This window comes from Kocuria sp. CPCC 205231 (assembly GCF_040980965.1).
Classification (GTDB): Bacteria; Actinomycetota; Actinomycetes; order Actinomycetales; family Micrococcaceae; genus Kocuria; species Kocuria rosea.
Genome location: NZ_JAVKPP010000007.1, coordinates 168748 through 184204 on the forward strand (window position 1 = coordinate 168748; position 15457 = coordinate 184204).

The window sequence follows — 15457 nt, forward strand, 5'->3', positions numbered from 1 at the left end:
TTCAGCGCGGCGGCTCCGAGGTGTCCACCCGGTCCCCGCGGCGCTGCCGCCGGTCCTGGGTGGTGTCCCGGATCTCGCCCACCAGCTCCTCGATGACGTCCTCGAGGAACAGCACGCCCAGGGTCTGCCCGCCGGCGTCGACCACGCGCGCCAGGTGCGAGCCCGTGCGCTGCATCGCCGCCAGCGCGTCGTCGATCTCGATGCCGGGACGCAGGTTAGCCAGCGAGCGCACCCGGGTCACCGGCACCGGCTCGTTGTAGCGGCTCTCCGGGATCGAGAGCACGTCCTTGATGTGCAGGTAGCCGTTGAGCTCGCCGTCGTCCTCCGTGAGGGCGAAGCGGGAGAAGCCCGTGCGGGCCACCGCCTTCTCGACGTCCGCCGCGGAGGCGTCCTCGGGCAGCGTGACGAGCTGGTGCAGCGGCACCATCACGTCGGCGGTGCGCTTGGACGAGAACTCGAGCGCGCCGGAGAGCAGGCCCGTCTGGTCCGCCACCGTGCCCTCCTTCGTGGACTCCGCCACGATGGACTGGAGCTCGTCCAGGGTGAAGGTCGAGGACACCTCGTCCTTCGGCTCGATGCCCATGAGCTTCAGGACGTGGTTCGCCGTCCAGTTCAGCGTGGCGATCACCGGCTTGACCATGCGGGAGACGAGCACGAGCGGGGGCGCCAGCAGCAGCACGGCGCGGTCCGCGGCGGACACCGACATGTTCTTCGGCACCATCTCGCCGAACACCACGTGCAGGAAGGTGACCACGAGCAGGGCCGTGAGGAACCCGCTGACGTCGGCGACCTCGGCCGGCACGCCCAGGTGGACCAGCGGGCCGGAGACGATGTGGTGCAGCGCCGGCTCGGAGATGTTGAGGATCAGCAGCGAGCACACGGTGATGCCCAGCTGGCAGCAGGCCAGCATGAGGGACACGTGCTCCATCGCGTACAGCGCGGTCCGGGCCCGCTTGTTGCCCTCCTCGGCCAGCGGCTCGATCTGGCTGCGCCGCGCGGACATGACGGCGAACTCGCCGCCCACGAAGAAGGCGTTGCCCGCCAGGAGCACCACGAGCCACGCGAGGCCTGCCCAGTCGCTCATCGTGCGTCCTCCTCTCGGGCGCCGCTCTCGCGGGCCCCTGCGGGGGCGTCCTCGGGCTCGGCCGGTGCGGGGACGAACCGGATGCGGTCCACGCGGCGCCCCTCCATCCGGGCGACCTCGAGCACGCCGCCCTGGACGGGGACCACGTCCCCGGGCTTCGGGACCTGCCCGAGCCGGTCCATCATGAACCCGCCCATGGTCTCGTAGGCGGGACCGTCCTCGATGTCGAGCTCGGTGATCTGCTCGGAGACCTCGTCGGGGCGCATCAGCCCGGGGAAGTACCACTCGCCCGCCGCGGACTGCAGGGCGCCGAGGCTGAGCCGGTCGTGCTCGTCGGAGACCTCCCCGACCACCTCCTCCACGAGGTCCTCGAGGGTCACGACGCCGGCGGTGCCGCCCCACTCGTCGACGACGACGGCCATCTGGAGCCCGCCGGAGCGCAGCTGCACGAGCAGGGAGTCGAGGTGGACGGTCTCGGGCACGCGCAGGACGTCCTCCATGATCGCCCCGCACTCGAGGGCGGCGCGGCGCTCCGACGGCACGGCCACGGCCTTCTTGACGTGGACCACCCCGCGGACGTCGTCCGGGGAGTCGTCCATCACGGGGAACCGGGAGTGCCCGGTGCGGGAGGCGACGGCCACGACGTCCGCGACGGACTCGTGGGAGTCGAGCATCTGCACGCGGATCCGGGGCGTCATGACGTCCGCGGCCGTGCGCTCGGCGAAGGTGAGGGTCTTCGCGACGAACGCGGCGGTGCCGGCGTCCAGGGTGCCCATCTTCGCGGAGCGGCGGACCATCGAGGACAGCTCCTCCGGTGAGCGCGCGCCCGAGAGCTCCTCCTTGGCCTCCATCCCGAACAGGTGCAGGACCCGGTTGGCCACGCCGTTGAGGGTGACGACGAACGGCTTGAACACCGCGGTGAACACGAGCTGGGGACGGGCGACCAGCCGCCCCACCCGGAACGCCTCCGCGATGGCCCAGTTCTTGGGCACGAGCTCGCCCAGCAGCATGGACAGCAGCGTGGAGATGAGCATCGACAGCGCCAGGGTCGCTCCCCCGGCGGCCGCCACGGACAGTCCGGTGAGCTCGGCGATCGGTTCCCGCAGGAAGGACTGGAGCGCCAGGTCCAGGGTGTAGCCGGTGAGCAGGGTGGTCAGCGTGATCCCCAGCTGGCAGCTGGAGAGCTGCGTGGACAGGGACTTGAGGCACTTCAGCAGCGGTTCCGCCGCGCGGTCGCCCTCGGCGATCGCCCGGCGCACCGTGGTCTGGTCGAGGGCCACGAGGGAGAACTCCACGGCCACGAAGAAGCCCGTGCCGAGGATGAGGAGCAGGCCCGCCGCCAGGAGCAGCCATTCCATCAGGAGCGGCCTCCCGCGGCGGCCCGCCGGGCGGGGACGGGGCGGTCGGCGGCCGGGCGGCCGGGGGCGGAGCGGGGGACGGTGGGCGAGCCGGCTCGGGGGCCGCGGCGGGGGGCGCCGCGGCCGGGCCGGCAACTACTGAACGAGTCCATGAGAGCTCCAGGGTACCGGAGCGGGAGCCCTCCGGCGCCGGTTCAGGACCAGCTGACGGGGCGCGCCCTGCCCTCCTCGTAGCCGGACGCGGACTGGATGCCGACCACGGCCCGGGCCGCGAACTGCTCGAGGGTCGTGGCGCCCGCGTAGGTCATGGAGCTGCGCACGCCCGCGGTGATCTGGTCCACGAGGTCCTCCACGCCGGGGCGCTCGGGGTCGAGGTACATCTTGGAGCTGGAGATGCCCTCCTCGAAGAGCCCCTTGCGGGCGCGGGCGAAGGCGCCCTCGCCGCGGGTGCGCTCGCGCACGGCGCGGGTCGAGGCCATGCCGAAGCTCTCCTTGTACATGCGGCCGTCGGCGTCCACGTTCAGCTCGCCCGGGCCCTCGTGGGTGCCGGCGAACCAGGAGCCCACCATGACCTGGCTGGCCCCCGCCGCCAGGGCGAGGGCGACGTCCCGGGGGTGCTTCACGCCGCCGTCCGCCCAGACGTGCCGGCCCAGCCCGGCGGCGGCCTCGGCGCACTCGAGCACGGCGGAGAACTGGGGCCGGCCCACGGCGGTCATCATCCGGGTGGTGCACATCGCACCGGGGCCCACGCCGACCTTCACGATGTCCGCGCCGGCGTCGACGAGGTCCTGGACGCCGTCGGCGGTGACCACGTTGCCCGCCACGACGGGCACGTCGGGGGCCGCCGCGCGGACCAGCTCGAGGGCCTCCACCATCTTGCGCTGGTGGCCGTGGGCGGTGTCCACCACGAGCACGTCCACGCCGGCGTCGAGCAGCGCCCGGGCCTTGCCCCGGACGTCCCCGTTGATGCCCACGGCGGCGCCCACCCGGAGCCGGCCCGCGCCGTCCAGGGCGGGGGTGTAGATCGTGGAGCGGACCGTGCCCTTGCGGGTCAGCACGCCCACCACCGTGTCGCCGTCGAGCACCGGCGCCACGTGGGCGCGGGTCTGCGCGAGCCGGTCGTAGGCGGCGGCGAGGACGTCGTCGCCGGACCCGGCCCGGACCTCCGCCAGGGTGAACACCGGGGCGTCGGTGCGCATGATCGAGCCGAGCTGGGTGAAGCGGTCCACCTCGGCGCAGTCGGCCGCGAGCACCACCCCGCGGTAGGCCCGCCCCGGACCGCACACCACCACGGCGCCGTGGGGCCGCTTGTGCATGATGCCCAGGGCGTCGTGGACGGTGTCCTCGTCCCCGAGGACCACGGGGGTCTCGAAGCGCGGCGAGCGCTCCTTGACCCAGGACGTGACGTCCGCGATGACGTCCAGCGGGATGTCCTGCGGCAGGATGCCCAGACCGCCGCGGCGGGCCAGCGTCTCGACCATCCGGCGCCCGGTCACGGCGGTCATGTTCGCGGCCACCAGCGGCACGGTGGCGCCCGTGCCGTCGCGCGGGGTGAGGTCGACGTCGAACCGGGAGGTGACCCGGGAGCTCGAGGGGACGAGGAAGACGTCGCTGTAGGTCAGGTCGGACGTGGGGGTGTTGAGAAATCGCACGCGCGCCAGTCTAGCCGGGGCCCGCGACACGCGCCCCGGGGCCGGGGGCGCGGACTAGCCATGCCGCCGCGCGGATCACTAGACTCGCCGGAGGTACGGCCGCGCCCGGTCGACGACCGTCCGGCAGGTTCCGGAGGCGGACGCCGCCGGCTGTCACGGGAGACGGCCGGCGAGGAACACCGGCGGCGGGTCCGGACGCTGCCGGGACCGACACTGTGGAGACCGGGCAGACGGCCTCCACGCGATCAACCATGGAAGAGGCGTATTCCCCGTGCCACATCAGCCACAGCACCCCATCCCTGAAGAATTCGCAGGTAACGAGTGGCTCGTCGACGAACTGTTCGAGAAGTACCGGACGGACAAGAACTCGGTGGACGAGAAGTGGTGGCCGATCTTCGAGTCGATGAGCGCGGACAGCAGCACCGCCCCGGAGCCGTCGGGCGCCGCGAAGGCCCCGGCGCCGAAGGCGGCCCCGGCAGCCGCCCCCGCGCAGCCCAAGGCCGCCGCCGCCCCCCAGCCGCCCGCCGCCCAGCGCACCGCCGCCCGCACCTCCCCCGCCCCGGCCGCGAAGCCCGCCACGGCGCCCGCGCCCACCAGGTCCGGTGCCAAGGCCGAGGGCCGGCCCGAGACCGACCAGGGTGAGACCGAGGCCTCCGACGCCAAGAGGCCCATCCCGGCCCAGCCCGCCCGCGCCCGCGCCACGGCCCCCAACCACGACGCGCCGGCCGAGGACAAGGTCGTCAAGCTGCGCGGGCCGGCGAAGGCCGTGGCCGCCAACATGGACGCGTCCCTCACCGTCCCCACCGCCACCACGGTCCGCGCCGTCCCGGCGAAGCTGCTGATCGACAACCGGATCGTGATCAACAGCCACCTCTCCCGCAACCGCGGCGGCAAGGTGTCCTTCACGCACCTGATCGGCTACGCCGTGATCAAGGCGCTGGCCAACTACCCCTCCCAGAACGTCGTCTACGACGAGCAGGACGGCAAGCCCGTGGCGGTGCACCCCGCCCACGTCAACTTCGGCATCGCCATCGACATCCCGAACAAGGACGGCTCCCGCAACCTCGTGGTGCCGAACATCAAGGGCGCCGAGGCCATGTCCTTCATGCAGTTCTGGAACGCGTACGAGGACGTCGTCCGCCGCGCGCGCGCCAACGAGCTGACCATGGAGGACTACCAGGGCACCACGGTGTCCCTGACCAACCCGGGCGGCATCGGCACCGTGCACTCCGTGCCGCGGCTGTCCAAGGGCCAGGCGTGCATCGTCGGCGTGGGCGCGCTCGACCACCCCGCCGAGTACCGGGGCTCCTCCCCCAAGACCATCGCGCGGCACGCGGTCTCGAAGATCATCACCCTGACCTCGACCTACGACCACCGCGTCATCCAGGGCGCGGGCTCCGGCGAGTTCCTGCGCCTCATCGAGTCCTACCTGCTGGGCGGGGACGACTTCTACGACGAGATCTTCGAGGCCCTGCGGATCCCCTACGAGCCCGTGCGCTGGGCCGTGGACAACCAGGTCAACCCGGAGATCCAGGTCAACAAGGTCGCCCGGATCCAGCAGCTCATCCACGCGTACCGGGTCCGCGGCCACCTCATGGCCGACACCAACCCGCTCGAGTACGTGATGCGCAAGCACCCGGACCTCGACATCCGCACCTACGGGCTGTCCCTGTGGGACCTGGAGCGCGAGTGGCCCACCGGCGGCTTCGGCGGCGCGGACGTGCTCAGCCTGCGCACCATCCTGGGCCGGCTGCGGGACGCCTACTGCCGCACCCTCGGCGTGGAGTACATGCACCTGCAGGAGCCGGAGGAGCGCGAGTGGTTCCAGGACCAGCTCGAGCACGGCTACCAGAAGCCCAGCCGCGAGGAGCAGTTCCGCATCCTGGGCCGGCTCAACGCCGCCGAGGCGTTCGAGACGTTCCTGCAGACCAAGTACGTGGGCCAGAAGCGCTTCTCCCTCGAGGGCGGCGAGTCCCTGATCCCGCTGCTGGACGAGATCATCTCCGACGCCGCCGACTCCGGGCTCGCGGGCGTCGGCATCGCCATGGCCCACCGCGGCCGGCTCAACGTGCTCACCAACATCGCCGGCAAGTCCTACGCCCAGGTCTTCCGCGAGTTCGAGGGCAGCCAGGACCCGCGCACCACCGAGGGCTCCGGCGACGTGAAGTACCACCTCGGCACGGAGGGCTCCTTCACCTCCGACAACGGCAACGAGACCCAGGTCTACCTCGCCGCGAACCCGTCCCACCTCGAGGCCGCCGACCCGGTCATCGAGGGCATCGCCCGGGCCAAGACGGACGTCCTGGGCGCCGGGCCCGAGGGCGACGGGACGTTCCCGGTGCTGCCGATCCAGGTGCACGGCGACGCGGCCTTCGCGGGCCAGGGCGTGGTGGCCGAGGTCCTGCAGATGGCGCTGCTGCCCGGCTACACCGTGGGCGGCACCGTCCACGTGGTCGTGAACAACCAGGTGGGCTTCACCACCGCGCCCGCCGCGGCCCGGTCCACCACCTACGCGACGGACATCGCCAAGGGACTCCAGGCGCCGATCTTCCACGTCAACGCCGACGACCCCGAGGCCGTCACGCACGTGGGCCAGATGGCGTTCGCGTACCGGCAGACGTTCCACAAGGACGTCATCATCGACCTCGTGTGCTACCGGCGCCGCGGCCACAACGAGGGCGACGACCCCTCGATGACCCAGCCGCTGATGTACAACCTCATCGAGGAGAAGCGCTCGACCCGCAAGATCTACACCGAGAACCTCGTGGGCCGCGGCGACATCACCCAGGAGGAGGCCGACCGGGCGCTGAAGGACTACCAGGAGCGCCTGGAGCGGGTCTTCGCCGAGACGCACGAGGCGCAGACGTCCTCCATCCCGCTGGTCACCGGGGACTCCGCCGCGATCTCGAACATCGAGCGGCCCTCCGCCCAGCAGGCGGACTCCGGGGTCTCGATCCCCCGCACCACGGCCATCTCGACCGAGGCCGCCCAGCGGATCGGCGCGGTGCACGTGGAGGTCCCCGAGGACTTCGCCGTGCACAAGAAGCTGCGCAAGCTCCTCGAGCGCCGCGAGGCGATGACCCGCGAGGGCGGCGTGGACTGGGGCATGGGCGAGCTCATGGCCTTCGGCTCCCTCATGATGGAGGGCATCCCGGTCCGGATGAGCGGCCAGGACGTCCGGCGCGGCACGTTCACTCAGCGCCACGCCGTGTTCTACGACTCCGGCACCGGCGCGGAGTGGACCCCGCTCAACCACCTCTCCGGGAACCAGGCTCAGCTGGCGATCTACAACTCGCTGCTGTCCGAGTACGGCGTGCTGGGCTTCGAGTACGGCTACTCCGTGGAGCGCCCGGACGCCCTGACCGTGTGGGAGGCGCAGTTCGGCGACTTCGTCAACGGCGCCCAGATCATCCTGGACGAGTTCGTCTCCTCCGCGGAGCAGAAGTGGGGCCAGCGCTCGTCGCTGGTCATGCTCCTGCCGCACGGCTTCGAGGGGCAGGGCCCGGACCACTCCTCGGCCCGGATCGAGCGCTTCCTGACGCTGTGCGCCGAGAAGAACATGGTCGTGGCCAACCCCTCGACGCCGTCGAACCACTTCCACCTGCTGCGCCGGCAGGCCTACAGCCGCCCGCGCAAGCCGCTGGTGGTGGCCACGCCGAAGCAGCTGCTGCGCCTCAAGGCGGCGGCCTCCCCGATCGAGGAGTTCACCTCCGGCGCGTTCCGCCCGGTGATCGGCGACCAGGCGGGGCTCGAGGCCGCCGAGGTCACCGACGTGGTGCTGGTCTCCGGCCGGCTCTACTACGACCTCGCCGCGGCCCGCGAGGAGCGCAAGGACCGGAGGACGGCGATCGTGCGCGTGGAGCAGCTGTACCCGCTGCCCCTCGCGGAGATCCGGGAGGAGCTCGGCAAGTACCCCGAGGCCCGCCTCACGTGGGCGCAGGACGAGCCCGCCAACCAGGGCGCCTGGCCGTTCATGGCGGTCAACCTCCTGCCGCAGCTCGACCGGCCGGTCCGGCTCGCCTCCCGCCCCGCGTCCGCGTCCCCGGCCAACGGCTCGGCCAAGCGCCACGCGGCCGAGCTCGAGACCCTGGTGCAGACGGCCTTCGAGCGCGACTGAGCCCGTCCCGGGAGGGCGGGGCCCGTGCCCCTGCCCTCCCGCACGTCCCCAGCGAGTCCGGCGCCGGCCCGTGCCCACGGGCCGGCGCCGCTCGTCCCCCCGACATCCCGCACCCCCGACCAGAAAGAACGACGTGGAGCAACGAAGGATCAGAATTGTCGCAGTCGGTGACGAGCTGCTGGCCGGCGAGGGCGACCCCCGGGGCCTCGGCTGGTTCGGGCGGGTCATGGCCCGGACCCCGCACCACGTGGCCCCCGTGTCCGCCTACAACCTGGCGGCGCCCGGCGAGGGCAGCGAGTCGCTCAACGAGCGCTGGTTCGAGGAGGCGGCCCGCCGCTTCTCCCCCGGCCACGACAACCGCCTGGTCATCGCGCCCTCCACCCTGGACATCGACCTGTCCATCACGAGCGCGCGCTCCCGGCTGAACATGGCCAACATCATCGACACCGCCTCCCAGCACAACGTGCGGGTCCTCGTGGTCGGCCCCCCGCCCACGATGGACGCCGAGCGCAACCGCCGGATCGCGGACCTCTCGGCCGCCTACGCGGACGTCACGACCCGGCGCAACCACGTCTACGTGGACACGTTCAACCCGCTGCAGCACCACGAGCAGTGGCGCAAGGACCTCGCGGCCAACCACGGACACCCCGGCCAGGCCGGCTACGGGCTGATGGCGTGGCTCGTGCTGCACCGCGGCTGGTACGACTGGCTGGACCTGCCCGAGCCCCGGTGAGCCCCGCCCGTCCCGCGTGTGAGAGAATGGCGGGCAGTGCCTCGTCCGGCCGCCGCTGACATCACCAGACCACGCGGGAACGGACGCCGACACCCACGATCCGCCGCGGGCGACCGCGGACAGACAGGAGGCTCGCATGAGCAAGCGCGGACGCAAGCGCAAGGACCGCCGCAAGGGCGGCGCCAACCACGGCAAGCGCCCCAACGCCTGAGGTCCTTCCCGGACCCCGGCGACGCCGTGACGGAAGGGCCCCGGACCGCTGACGCGGTCCGGGGCCCTTCCGTGTGCCCGGAGGTCCTGCCGTGCGGGAGCCGGGGCGCCGCGCTCAGGCGGCGGGCGGGTCCTGGCGCGCGCCGTGCAGCCGGGCGAGGATCGAGACCCGCAGGTCGGCGGGCGCGGTCTCCGCGCAGGACCGCCGGACCACGGAGCGGATCACGCACTCCAGGTCGTACTCGCGGGCGCACTCCGGGCACTCGAGGAGGTGGCCGTGGATCTCGTCGAGGTCGTCCGCCGGGAGCACCCCGTCGAGGTACTCGTAGATCAGGCGGATCCTCTCGTCCGTGCAGCATCCGAGGCTCTCGCAGTCGGCCATGTCTACTTGTCCTTTTCCTTCTTCTTGTCGCCGGTCACCCTGGACGTGTCGAAGCCGCGCTCGGCGGCGTAGTCGGCGAGCTTCTCGCGCAGCAGCTTCCGCCCGCGGTGCAGGCGGGACATCACCGTCCCGATCGGCGTGTCCATGATCTCGGAGATCTCCTTGTAGGCGAAGCCCTCCACGTCGGAGAAGTACACCGCCAGCCGGAACTCCTCGGGCAGCTCCTGCAGGGCGCGCTTGACGTCGCTGTCCGGCAGGTGGTCCAGCGCCTCCACCTCCGCGGAGCGCAGCCCCGAGGACGTGTGGGACTCGGCGCGGTGCAGCTGCCAGTCCTCGACGGTGTCGGTGTTCGCCTGCAGCGGCTCGCGCTGCCGCTTGCGGTAGAGGTTGATGTACGTGTTCGTGAGGATGCGGTACAGCCACGCCTTGAGGTTCGTGCCGGGCTTGTACTGGTGGAACGCGGAGAACGCCTTCGTGTAGGCCTCCTGCACGAGGTCCTCGGCGTCGGCCGGGTTGCGAGCCATGCGCAGGGCGGCGGCGTAGAGCTGGTCCACGTACTCCATGGCGTCCTGCTCGAAGCGCGCCTTCCGGTCCTCGGGGGACTCGGTCTCGACGTCGACGGGCGGCTCGGTGCGCTGGGGGGCGGCCCCCTGCTGGTTCTGCTCGTTCATCACGGACCAGTCTACGGGGACGCGCGCGCGGGCCGGGGCGGGCTCGAGAACGCTCGTGGGGGCGGTGATGACTGCTCCTCTCCCCCGCCGTGCGGGTCCCTCCGAAAACCTGTGCCGGTGACCTGCCCCGGACGGGGCGGCCGCTGTCCTGCACAACGGGTGTCACCGTCGCACCTATTCCCACCGCGCCCGGCCCGTGCTCGCCCCGGGCGCGGTCCCCGTGGCTAGGATGGGACGAGCGGCGCCGTCCGCCGATCCAGACCCGCCCGACACAGCCCCGCGGTACCGTCTGCCGCCGAGGAGGAACCCATGAGCATCGTCCGTCGCATCGCCCGCCCGCTGCTGGCCACCGGTTACGTCGCCAACGGGGTGGAGAGCTTCCGCAACTCGTCCCAGGCCGCCCAGCACCTCGCCCCGGCGATCTCCGCCGCCACGAAGGCCTTCCCCCAGGCCGGACCCGCGCTGCAGAACCACGCCGTGGTGGCCCAGAGCCTGGCCGCGGCGCAGCTCGGCGCCGCCGTGCTCTTCGGGCTGGGCAAGCTGCCCCGCCTCTCGGCCGGCGTGCTCGTCACCACCACCGCGCTCAACGCCTACGCCGACTACCGCGCCGCGGAGGCGAGCACCCCGGAGCAGAAGGCCGCCCGCCGCTCCACCGCCTTCAAGAACTCCTCCCTGGTGGGCGCCGTCATGCTCGCCGCCGTGGACACCGAGGGCAACCCGTCCCTGCTGTGGCGTGCCGAGCACCTCGCCGGGGACGTCCGCAAGAACGCCTCCAAGCTGGGCAAGGACACCCAGAAGCAGGTGGCCAAGGCCGAGAAGGCCCTCCAGCACGCCGTCAAGCAGGGCTAGGCCCCGGTCCCCCTGTCGTGATGCCGCCGGAGTCCTCCGCCCCCGCAGCCCGTCCCGACGCCGCGGAGCCGGCCCCGCAGCACGAGCTGTGGCCGGCTCCGTTCGTCGGGCCCCGTCCCGTCGTCGCCGAGCTGACGGTGCCGGGCTCGAAGTCCCTCACCAACCGGTACATGCTGCTCGCCGCCCTGGCGGACGGTCCGTGCCGGCTGCGCTCGCCCCTGCACTCCCGCGACTCGCGGCTGATGGTCGAGGCCCTGCGGGCCCTCGGGGCCCGCGTCGAGGAAGTGCCCGGGGACGGCGGCTTCGGCCCCGACCTGCTCGTCGAGCCCGCCCCCTGGGACGCCGCCGAACCGGTCACGGTCGAGTGCGGGCTGGCCGGGACCGTGATGCGCTTCGTGCCGCCGGTCGCCACCCTCGCACGGCGTCCCGTCACCTTCGACGGCGACCCGGGCGCCCGGGTGCGCCCCATGGGACCGGTGATCGACGCCCTGCGCGCGCTCGGCCTGCGGGTCGAGGACGACGGCCGGGGCCGGCTGCCCTTCACCGTGCACGGCACCGGCGGCGTGCGCGGCGGGGAGCTGGAGATCGACGCCACCGGCTCGAGCCAGTTCGTCTCGGCCCTGCTGCTCGCGGGTGCCCGGTTCGACGACGGGCTCGTGCTGCGCCACCGCAGCGCCGACGGCTCGGGGCGCGGTGTGCCGTCCATGCCGCACGTCGAGATGACCGTCGAGGTGCTGCGCGGCCTCGGCGTCTCCGTGGACGACTCCGTGCCCGACGAGTGGCGGGTCTCCCCCGGGCCGGTGCGGGCCTTCGACGTGACCATCGAGCAGGACCTCTCCAATGCCGGCCCCTTCCTGGCCGCGGCCGTGGTGACCGGCGGACGGGTCTCGGTGCCCCGCTGGCCCGACCGCACCACCCAGGGCGGCGACCACTGGAAGCACATCCTCCCGGCCTTCGGCGCGGCGGTGGAGCTCACGGACGGGACCTTCACCGTCACGGGACCGGACGCGGTGACCGGGGTCGACCTCGATCTCGGCGAGGCCGGGGAGCTCGCGCCCACCGTCGCGAGCGTGTGCGCGGTCGCCGGCACGCCCTCGCGGCTGCGCGGCATCGCCCACCTGCGCGGCCACGAGACCGACCGGCTCGCCGCGCTCGTCACGGAGATCAACCGGCTCGGCGGCGACGCCGAGGAGACCGCGGACGGGCTGCTGATCCGGCCGGCCCCCCTGCACGGCGGGACGTTCCACAGCTACGAGGACCACCGGATGGCCACCGCCGGCGCCGTGATCGGCCTCGTGGTCCCGGACGTCCGGGTCGAGAACATCGCGACCACCGCCAAGACCCTTCCCGAGTTCCCCCGGCTGTGGGCAGAGCTCACGGGCACGAGCCGTGACGCGTAGGGACTCCGTCCGGCGCGACTGGGACGAGTCGGACGTGCGCGTCCGTCCCAGCAAGACCGGCTCCCGCCCGCGCACCAAAGAGCGGCCGGCGCACGAGGACGCCGTCACCGGCCGCATCGTCACCGTGGACCGCGGCCGCTACACCGCGATCCTCGAGGAGGACACCCCCGGGGAGCGGCTGGTCGTGGCCGTGCGCGCCCGGGAGCTGCGCCGCCGGCCCGTGGTCGCGGGCGACCTCGTGGGTCTCGTCGGCGACGTCAGCGGCGCCCCGGACAGCCTGGCCCGCCTCGTGCGGATCGAGGAGCGCTCCACCGTCCTGCGCCGCAGCGCGGACGACACCGACCCGGTCGAGCGGGTCGTGGTGGCCAACGCCGACCAGCTCGTGGTCGTCGTTGCCGCCGCCAACCCCGAGCCCCGCACCGGGTTCATCGACCGCTCCCTCGTGGCCGCCTACGACGCCGGCATCGAACCGCTGCTGTGCATCACCAAGACCGACCTGCGGGACCCCGCCGAGCTGATCTCCCACTACACGGCGCTCGAGCTGCCCGTGCTCGTCTCGGGACCCGCCCGCGACGTCCCGGCCGACGACGACGGGACCACGCTGCCCCTCGACCCGGCGCTCGTCGAGGCCCTGCGCGAGCGTCTCGACGGCCACGTCTCGGTGCTGCTGGGCCACTCCGGCGTGGGCAAGTCCACCCTCGTCAACGCCCTTACGGGCGCCGACCGGGCCACGGGCGGGGTGAACGCCGTGACCGGACGGGGCCGGCACACGTCGTCGTCGGCCCTCGCCCTGAAGATCGAGGACGCCTCCCCCGGGTCCTGGATCATCGACACCCCCGGCATCCGCTCGTTCGGCCTGGCGCACGTGGACCACGACCGGATCGTGGAGTCCTTCGACGAGCTCGCCGAGGCGATCGCCGAGTGCCCCAAGGGCTGCCGGCACACGGGGACGTCCCCCGGCTGCGCCCTGGACGCCTGGGTGGCGCAGGGCCGCGCCGGGGAGGCGGGCGAGTCCCGGCTGGTCTCCCTGCGCCGGCTGCTCGGGGCCGGGGAGCGCCCCGGGGAGTCCGGCGAGGACAAGGAGCTCGGCGTCCAGTGAGCCGTCGGGCGGGGGGTGCCTCGCACCCCCGCCCGACCAGGCCCGGGACCGCGGTTCGGGGTAGGTTGGACCAATGCGCAGCCCCAGCAACTACACCGACGACCTCCGCCTCGCCCACATCCTGGCCGACGCCGTGGACCGCCTGACCATGCGCCGGTTCAAGGCCCAGGACCTCACGGTGGAGACCAAGCCCGACCTCACCCCCGTCACGGACGCCGACCGCGAGGCCGAGCAGCTCATCCGCACCCAGCTGGGGCGCGCGCGCAACCGGGACGCCGTGATCGGCGAGGAGTACGGCGCCACCGGCAGCGGCGCCCGGCAGTGGGTCGTGGACCCCATCGACGGCACCAAGAACTTCGTGCGCGGCGTGCCGGTGTGGGCCACCCTGATCGCCCTCGTCGACGAGGGCCGGCCGGTGGTCGGCGTGGTCTCCGCGCCGGCGCTCGGGCGCCGCTGGTGGGCGGCGGCCGGCACGGGCGCGTTCACCGGCAAGTCCCTGGCCAACGCCCAGCGGATCCACGTATCCCAGGTGGGGCGGCTGTCCGACGCCTCGCTGTCCTACTCCTCGCTCACGGGGTGGCGGGACCGCGGGGTGCGCGAGCGCTTCCTGGAGCTCACCGACGAGGTCTGGCGGACCCGGGCCTACGGCGACTTCTGGTCCTACTGCCTCCTCGCCGAGGGCGCCGTGGACATCGCCTGCGAGCCCGAGCTCAGCCTGCACGACATGGCCGCGCTGGTGCCCGTGGTCGAGGAGGCCGGCGGCCGGTTCACGTCCCTCGAGGGCGAGCCCGGGCCCTTCGGCGGCAACGCGCTGGCCACCAACGGCCTGCTGCACGACGAGGTGCTGGGGCTGCTCGCGACCGGCTCCTGAGCCGCCCGCGCGACGACGGGGGCCCGCACCGGCCGGTGCGGGCCCCCGTCGTCGTCGGTCTCCGGCCGGGGTCAGAGGTCCTGGCCGGTGAAGCCCATCTCCCGCTCGATGCACTGCTGGAACGCCGCCTGGTCATTGGAGAACTGCGAGCAGGCCTCCATGGCCGGCCCGAACTCCCCGAACAGCGCCCCGAAGAGCACCAGGAAGAGGATGCTCGCCAGGATCGCCAGGACGCTGAGCACGATGCCGATGATCGGCAGGGCCTTGGACGCGCCGGGCGTCCTGCCCAGCTTGCGCAGCGCCACGATGCCCAGTACCAGGCCCACGAGGCCCGGGACGATGCCGAGCACGAACCAGCACGTCAGCAGCGCCACGATGCCCAGCACCAGGGAGGCGATGCCCAGCCCCGTGCCGGCGGGCCGCGGGCTCGCGCCGTACTGGTTCATGTCGTACTGCCCCTGGTAGCCCTGCTGCCCCTGGTAGCCCGGGCCGCCGTACTGGCCCTGGTCGTACTGGCCCTGGCCCTGGTAACCCTGGCCACCGTACTGACCCTGGTCGTACTGGCCCTGGCGGTACTGGTCCTGGTAGCCCTGCTGCCCCTGGCCGTAGGAGTCCTGGCCCTGGTAGCCCTGGCCGCCGTACTGGCCCTGGCCGTACTGGCTCTGGTAGCCCTGCTGCCCCTGGCCGTACTGCGGTGTGGCGTACGGGTCGCCGGCGCCGCCCTGGCCGGAGCGCGGCGGCTCGTAGGAGGGTCCCGAAGGCGCTCCCTCGACGCGCTGACCGTACTCGGGCGGGTCGTGGCGACCGGAGCTCGACGACCCGCCGGCACCGGTGCCGCTCTGGTCTGGCGTGTTGTCGTTGTGGCTCATGGCGTTGCCCTTTCGGTCGTCTGCGGTACGCCACCAGCTTGTCACACGGCCCGCCGAGACGTGCCCCTTCCCGGGCGGCGGCACGGCGCCCACCCTGCCCCCGGAACGATCCGGGCACGAAAAAACCGGGGAGCGCCTCGCGGCGCTCCCCGGTCAGGGATC

General features: G+C 72.9%; 12 protein-coding genes. 6 read left to right on the top strand and 6 right to left on the bottom strand.

The features are described from left to right. Position 1: 1 nt before the first annotated feature. The 3 genes from RF640_RS09540 to RF640_RS09550 form a co-directional block, all read right to left on the bottom strand. The gene (locus RF640_RS09540) at positions 2 to 1084 is read right to left on the bottom strand and encodes a hemolysin family protein (RefSeq protein ID WP_035927290.1); all 1083 of its coding nucleotides are present in this window, start codon (positions 1082 to 1084) and stop codon (positions 2 to 4) included. After that, complete coding sequence (locus RF640_RS09545) at positions 1081 to 2442, bottom strand: hemolysin family protein (RefSeq protein ID WP_017833671.1); 1362 nt, start codon at positions 2440 to 2442, stop codon at positions 1081 to 1083. Before RF640_RS09545 ends, RF640_RS09540 begins: the two co-directional genes overlap by 4 nt. 194 nt (positions 2443 to 2636) lie before the next feature. Further along, complete coding sequence (locus RF640_RS09550) at positions 2637 to 4094, bottom strand: GuaB1 family IMP dehydrogenase-related protein (protein WP_017833670.1); 1458 nt, start codon at positions 4092 to 4094, stop codon at positions 2637 to 2639. Between the two features lie 271 nt (positions 4095 to 4365). Between RF640_RS09550 and RF640_RS09555 the strand changes: the two genes are divergently transcribed. Both RF640_RS09555 and RF640_RS09560 read left to right on the top strand, forming a co-directional pair. Further along, positions 4366 to 8211 (top strand): multifunctional oxoglutarate decarboxylase/oxoglutarate dehydrogenase thiamine pyrophosphate-binding subunit/dihydrolipoyllysine-residue succinyltransferase subunit, encoded by a 3846-nt coding sequence (locus RF640_RS09555; RefSeq protein ID WP_368827602.1) that lies wholly within the window; start codon positions 4366 to 4368, stop codon positions 8209 to 8211. 133 nt (positions 8212 to 8344) lie between these two features. Continuing rightward, positions 8345 to 8944, top strand: a complete 600-nt coding sequence (locus RF640_RS09560) for a GDSL-type esterase/lipase family protein (protein WP_031283102.1) — start codon at positions 8345 to 8347, stop codon at positions 8942 to 8944. A 325-nt stretch (positions 8945 to 9269) separates the two neighbouring features. On the opposite strand, the gene rsrA is transcribed toward RF640_RS09560, so the two are convergent. Both rsrA and RF640_RS09570 read right to left on the bottom strand, forming a co-directional pair. Beyond that, complete coding sequence (rsrA, locus tag RF640_RS09565) at positions 9270 to 9536, bottom strand: mycothiol system anti-sigma-R factor (RefSeq protein ID WP_017833667.1); 267 nt, start codon at positions 9534 to 9536, stop codon at positions 9270 to 9272. A 2-nt stretch (positions 9537 to 9538) separates the two neighbouring features. Next, positions 9539 to 10207, bottom strand: a complete 669-nt coding sequence (locus RF640_RS09570; protein WP_035927301.1) for a sigma-70 family RNA polymerase sigma factor — start codon at positions 10205 to 10207, stop codon at positions 9539 to 9541. Positions 10208 to 10516: 309 nt separating this feature from the next. On the opposite strand from RF640_RS09570, the gene RF640_RS09575 reads away from it, so the two are divergent. The 4 genes from RF640_RS09575 (at position 10517) to hisN (ending at position 14426) form a co-directional block, all read left to right on the top strand. After that, entirely contained in the window at positions 10517 to 11056 is a 540-nt protein-coding gene (locus RF640_RS09575) for a DoxX family membrane protein (RefSeq protein WP_368827605.1), read from the top strand. Between the two features lie 17 nt (positions 11057 to 11073). Beyond that, entirely contained in the window at positions 11074 to 12456 is a 1383-nt protein-coding gene (gene aroA / locus RF640_RS09580) for a 3-phosphoshikimate 1-carboxyvinyltransferase (RefSeq protein ID WP_368827607.1), read from the top strand. Continuing rightward, the gene (locus tag RF640_RS09585) at positions 12446 to 13555 is read left to right on the top strand and encodes a ribosome small subunit-dependent GTPase A (RefSeq protein ID WP_368827609.1); all 1110 of its coding nucleotides are present in this window, start codon (positions 12446 to 12448) and stop codon (positions 13553 to 13555) included. Before aroA ends, RF640_RS09585 begins: the two co-directional genes overlap by 11 nt. Before the next feature lie 73 nt (positions 13556 to 13628). Further along, on the top strand, positions 13629 to 14426 hold the full coding sequence (gene hisN / locus RF640_RS09590; RefSeq protein ID WP_017833662.1) for a histidinol-phosphatase: 798 nt from the start codon (positions 13629 to 13631) through the stop codon (positions 14424 to 14426). Positions 14427 to 14497: 71 nt separating this feature from the next. On the opposite strand, the gene RF640_RS09595 is transcribed toward hisN, so the two are convergent. Then, complete coding sequence (locus RF640_RS09595; protein ID WP_052132952.1) at positions 14498 to 15295, bottom strand: DUF4190 domain-containing protein; 798 nt, start codon at positions 15293 to 15295, stop codon at positions 14498 to 14500. Positions 15296 to 15457: the final 162 nt, after the last annotated feature.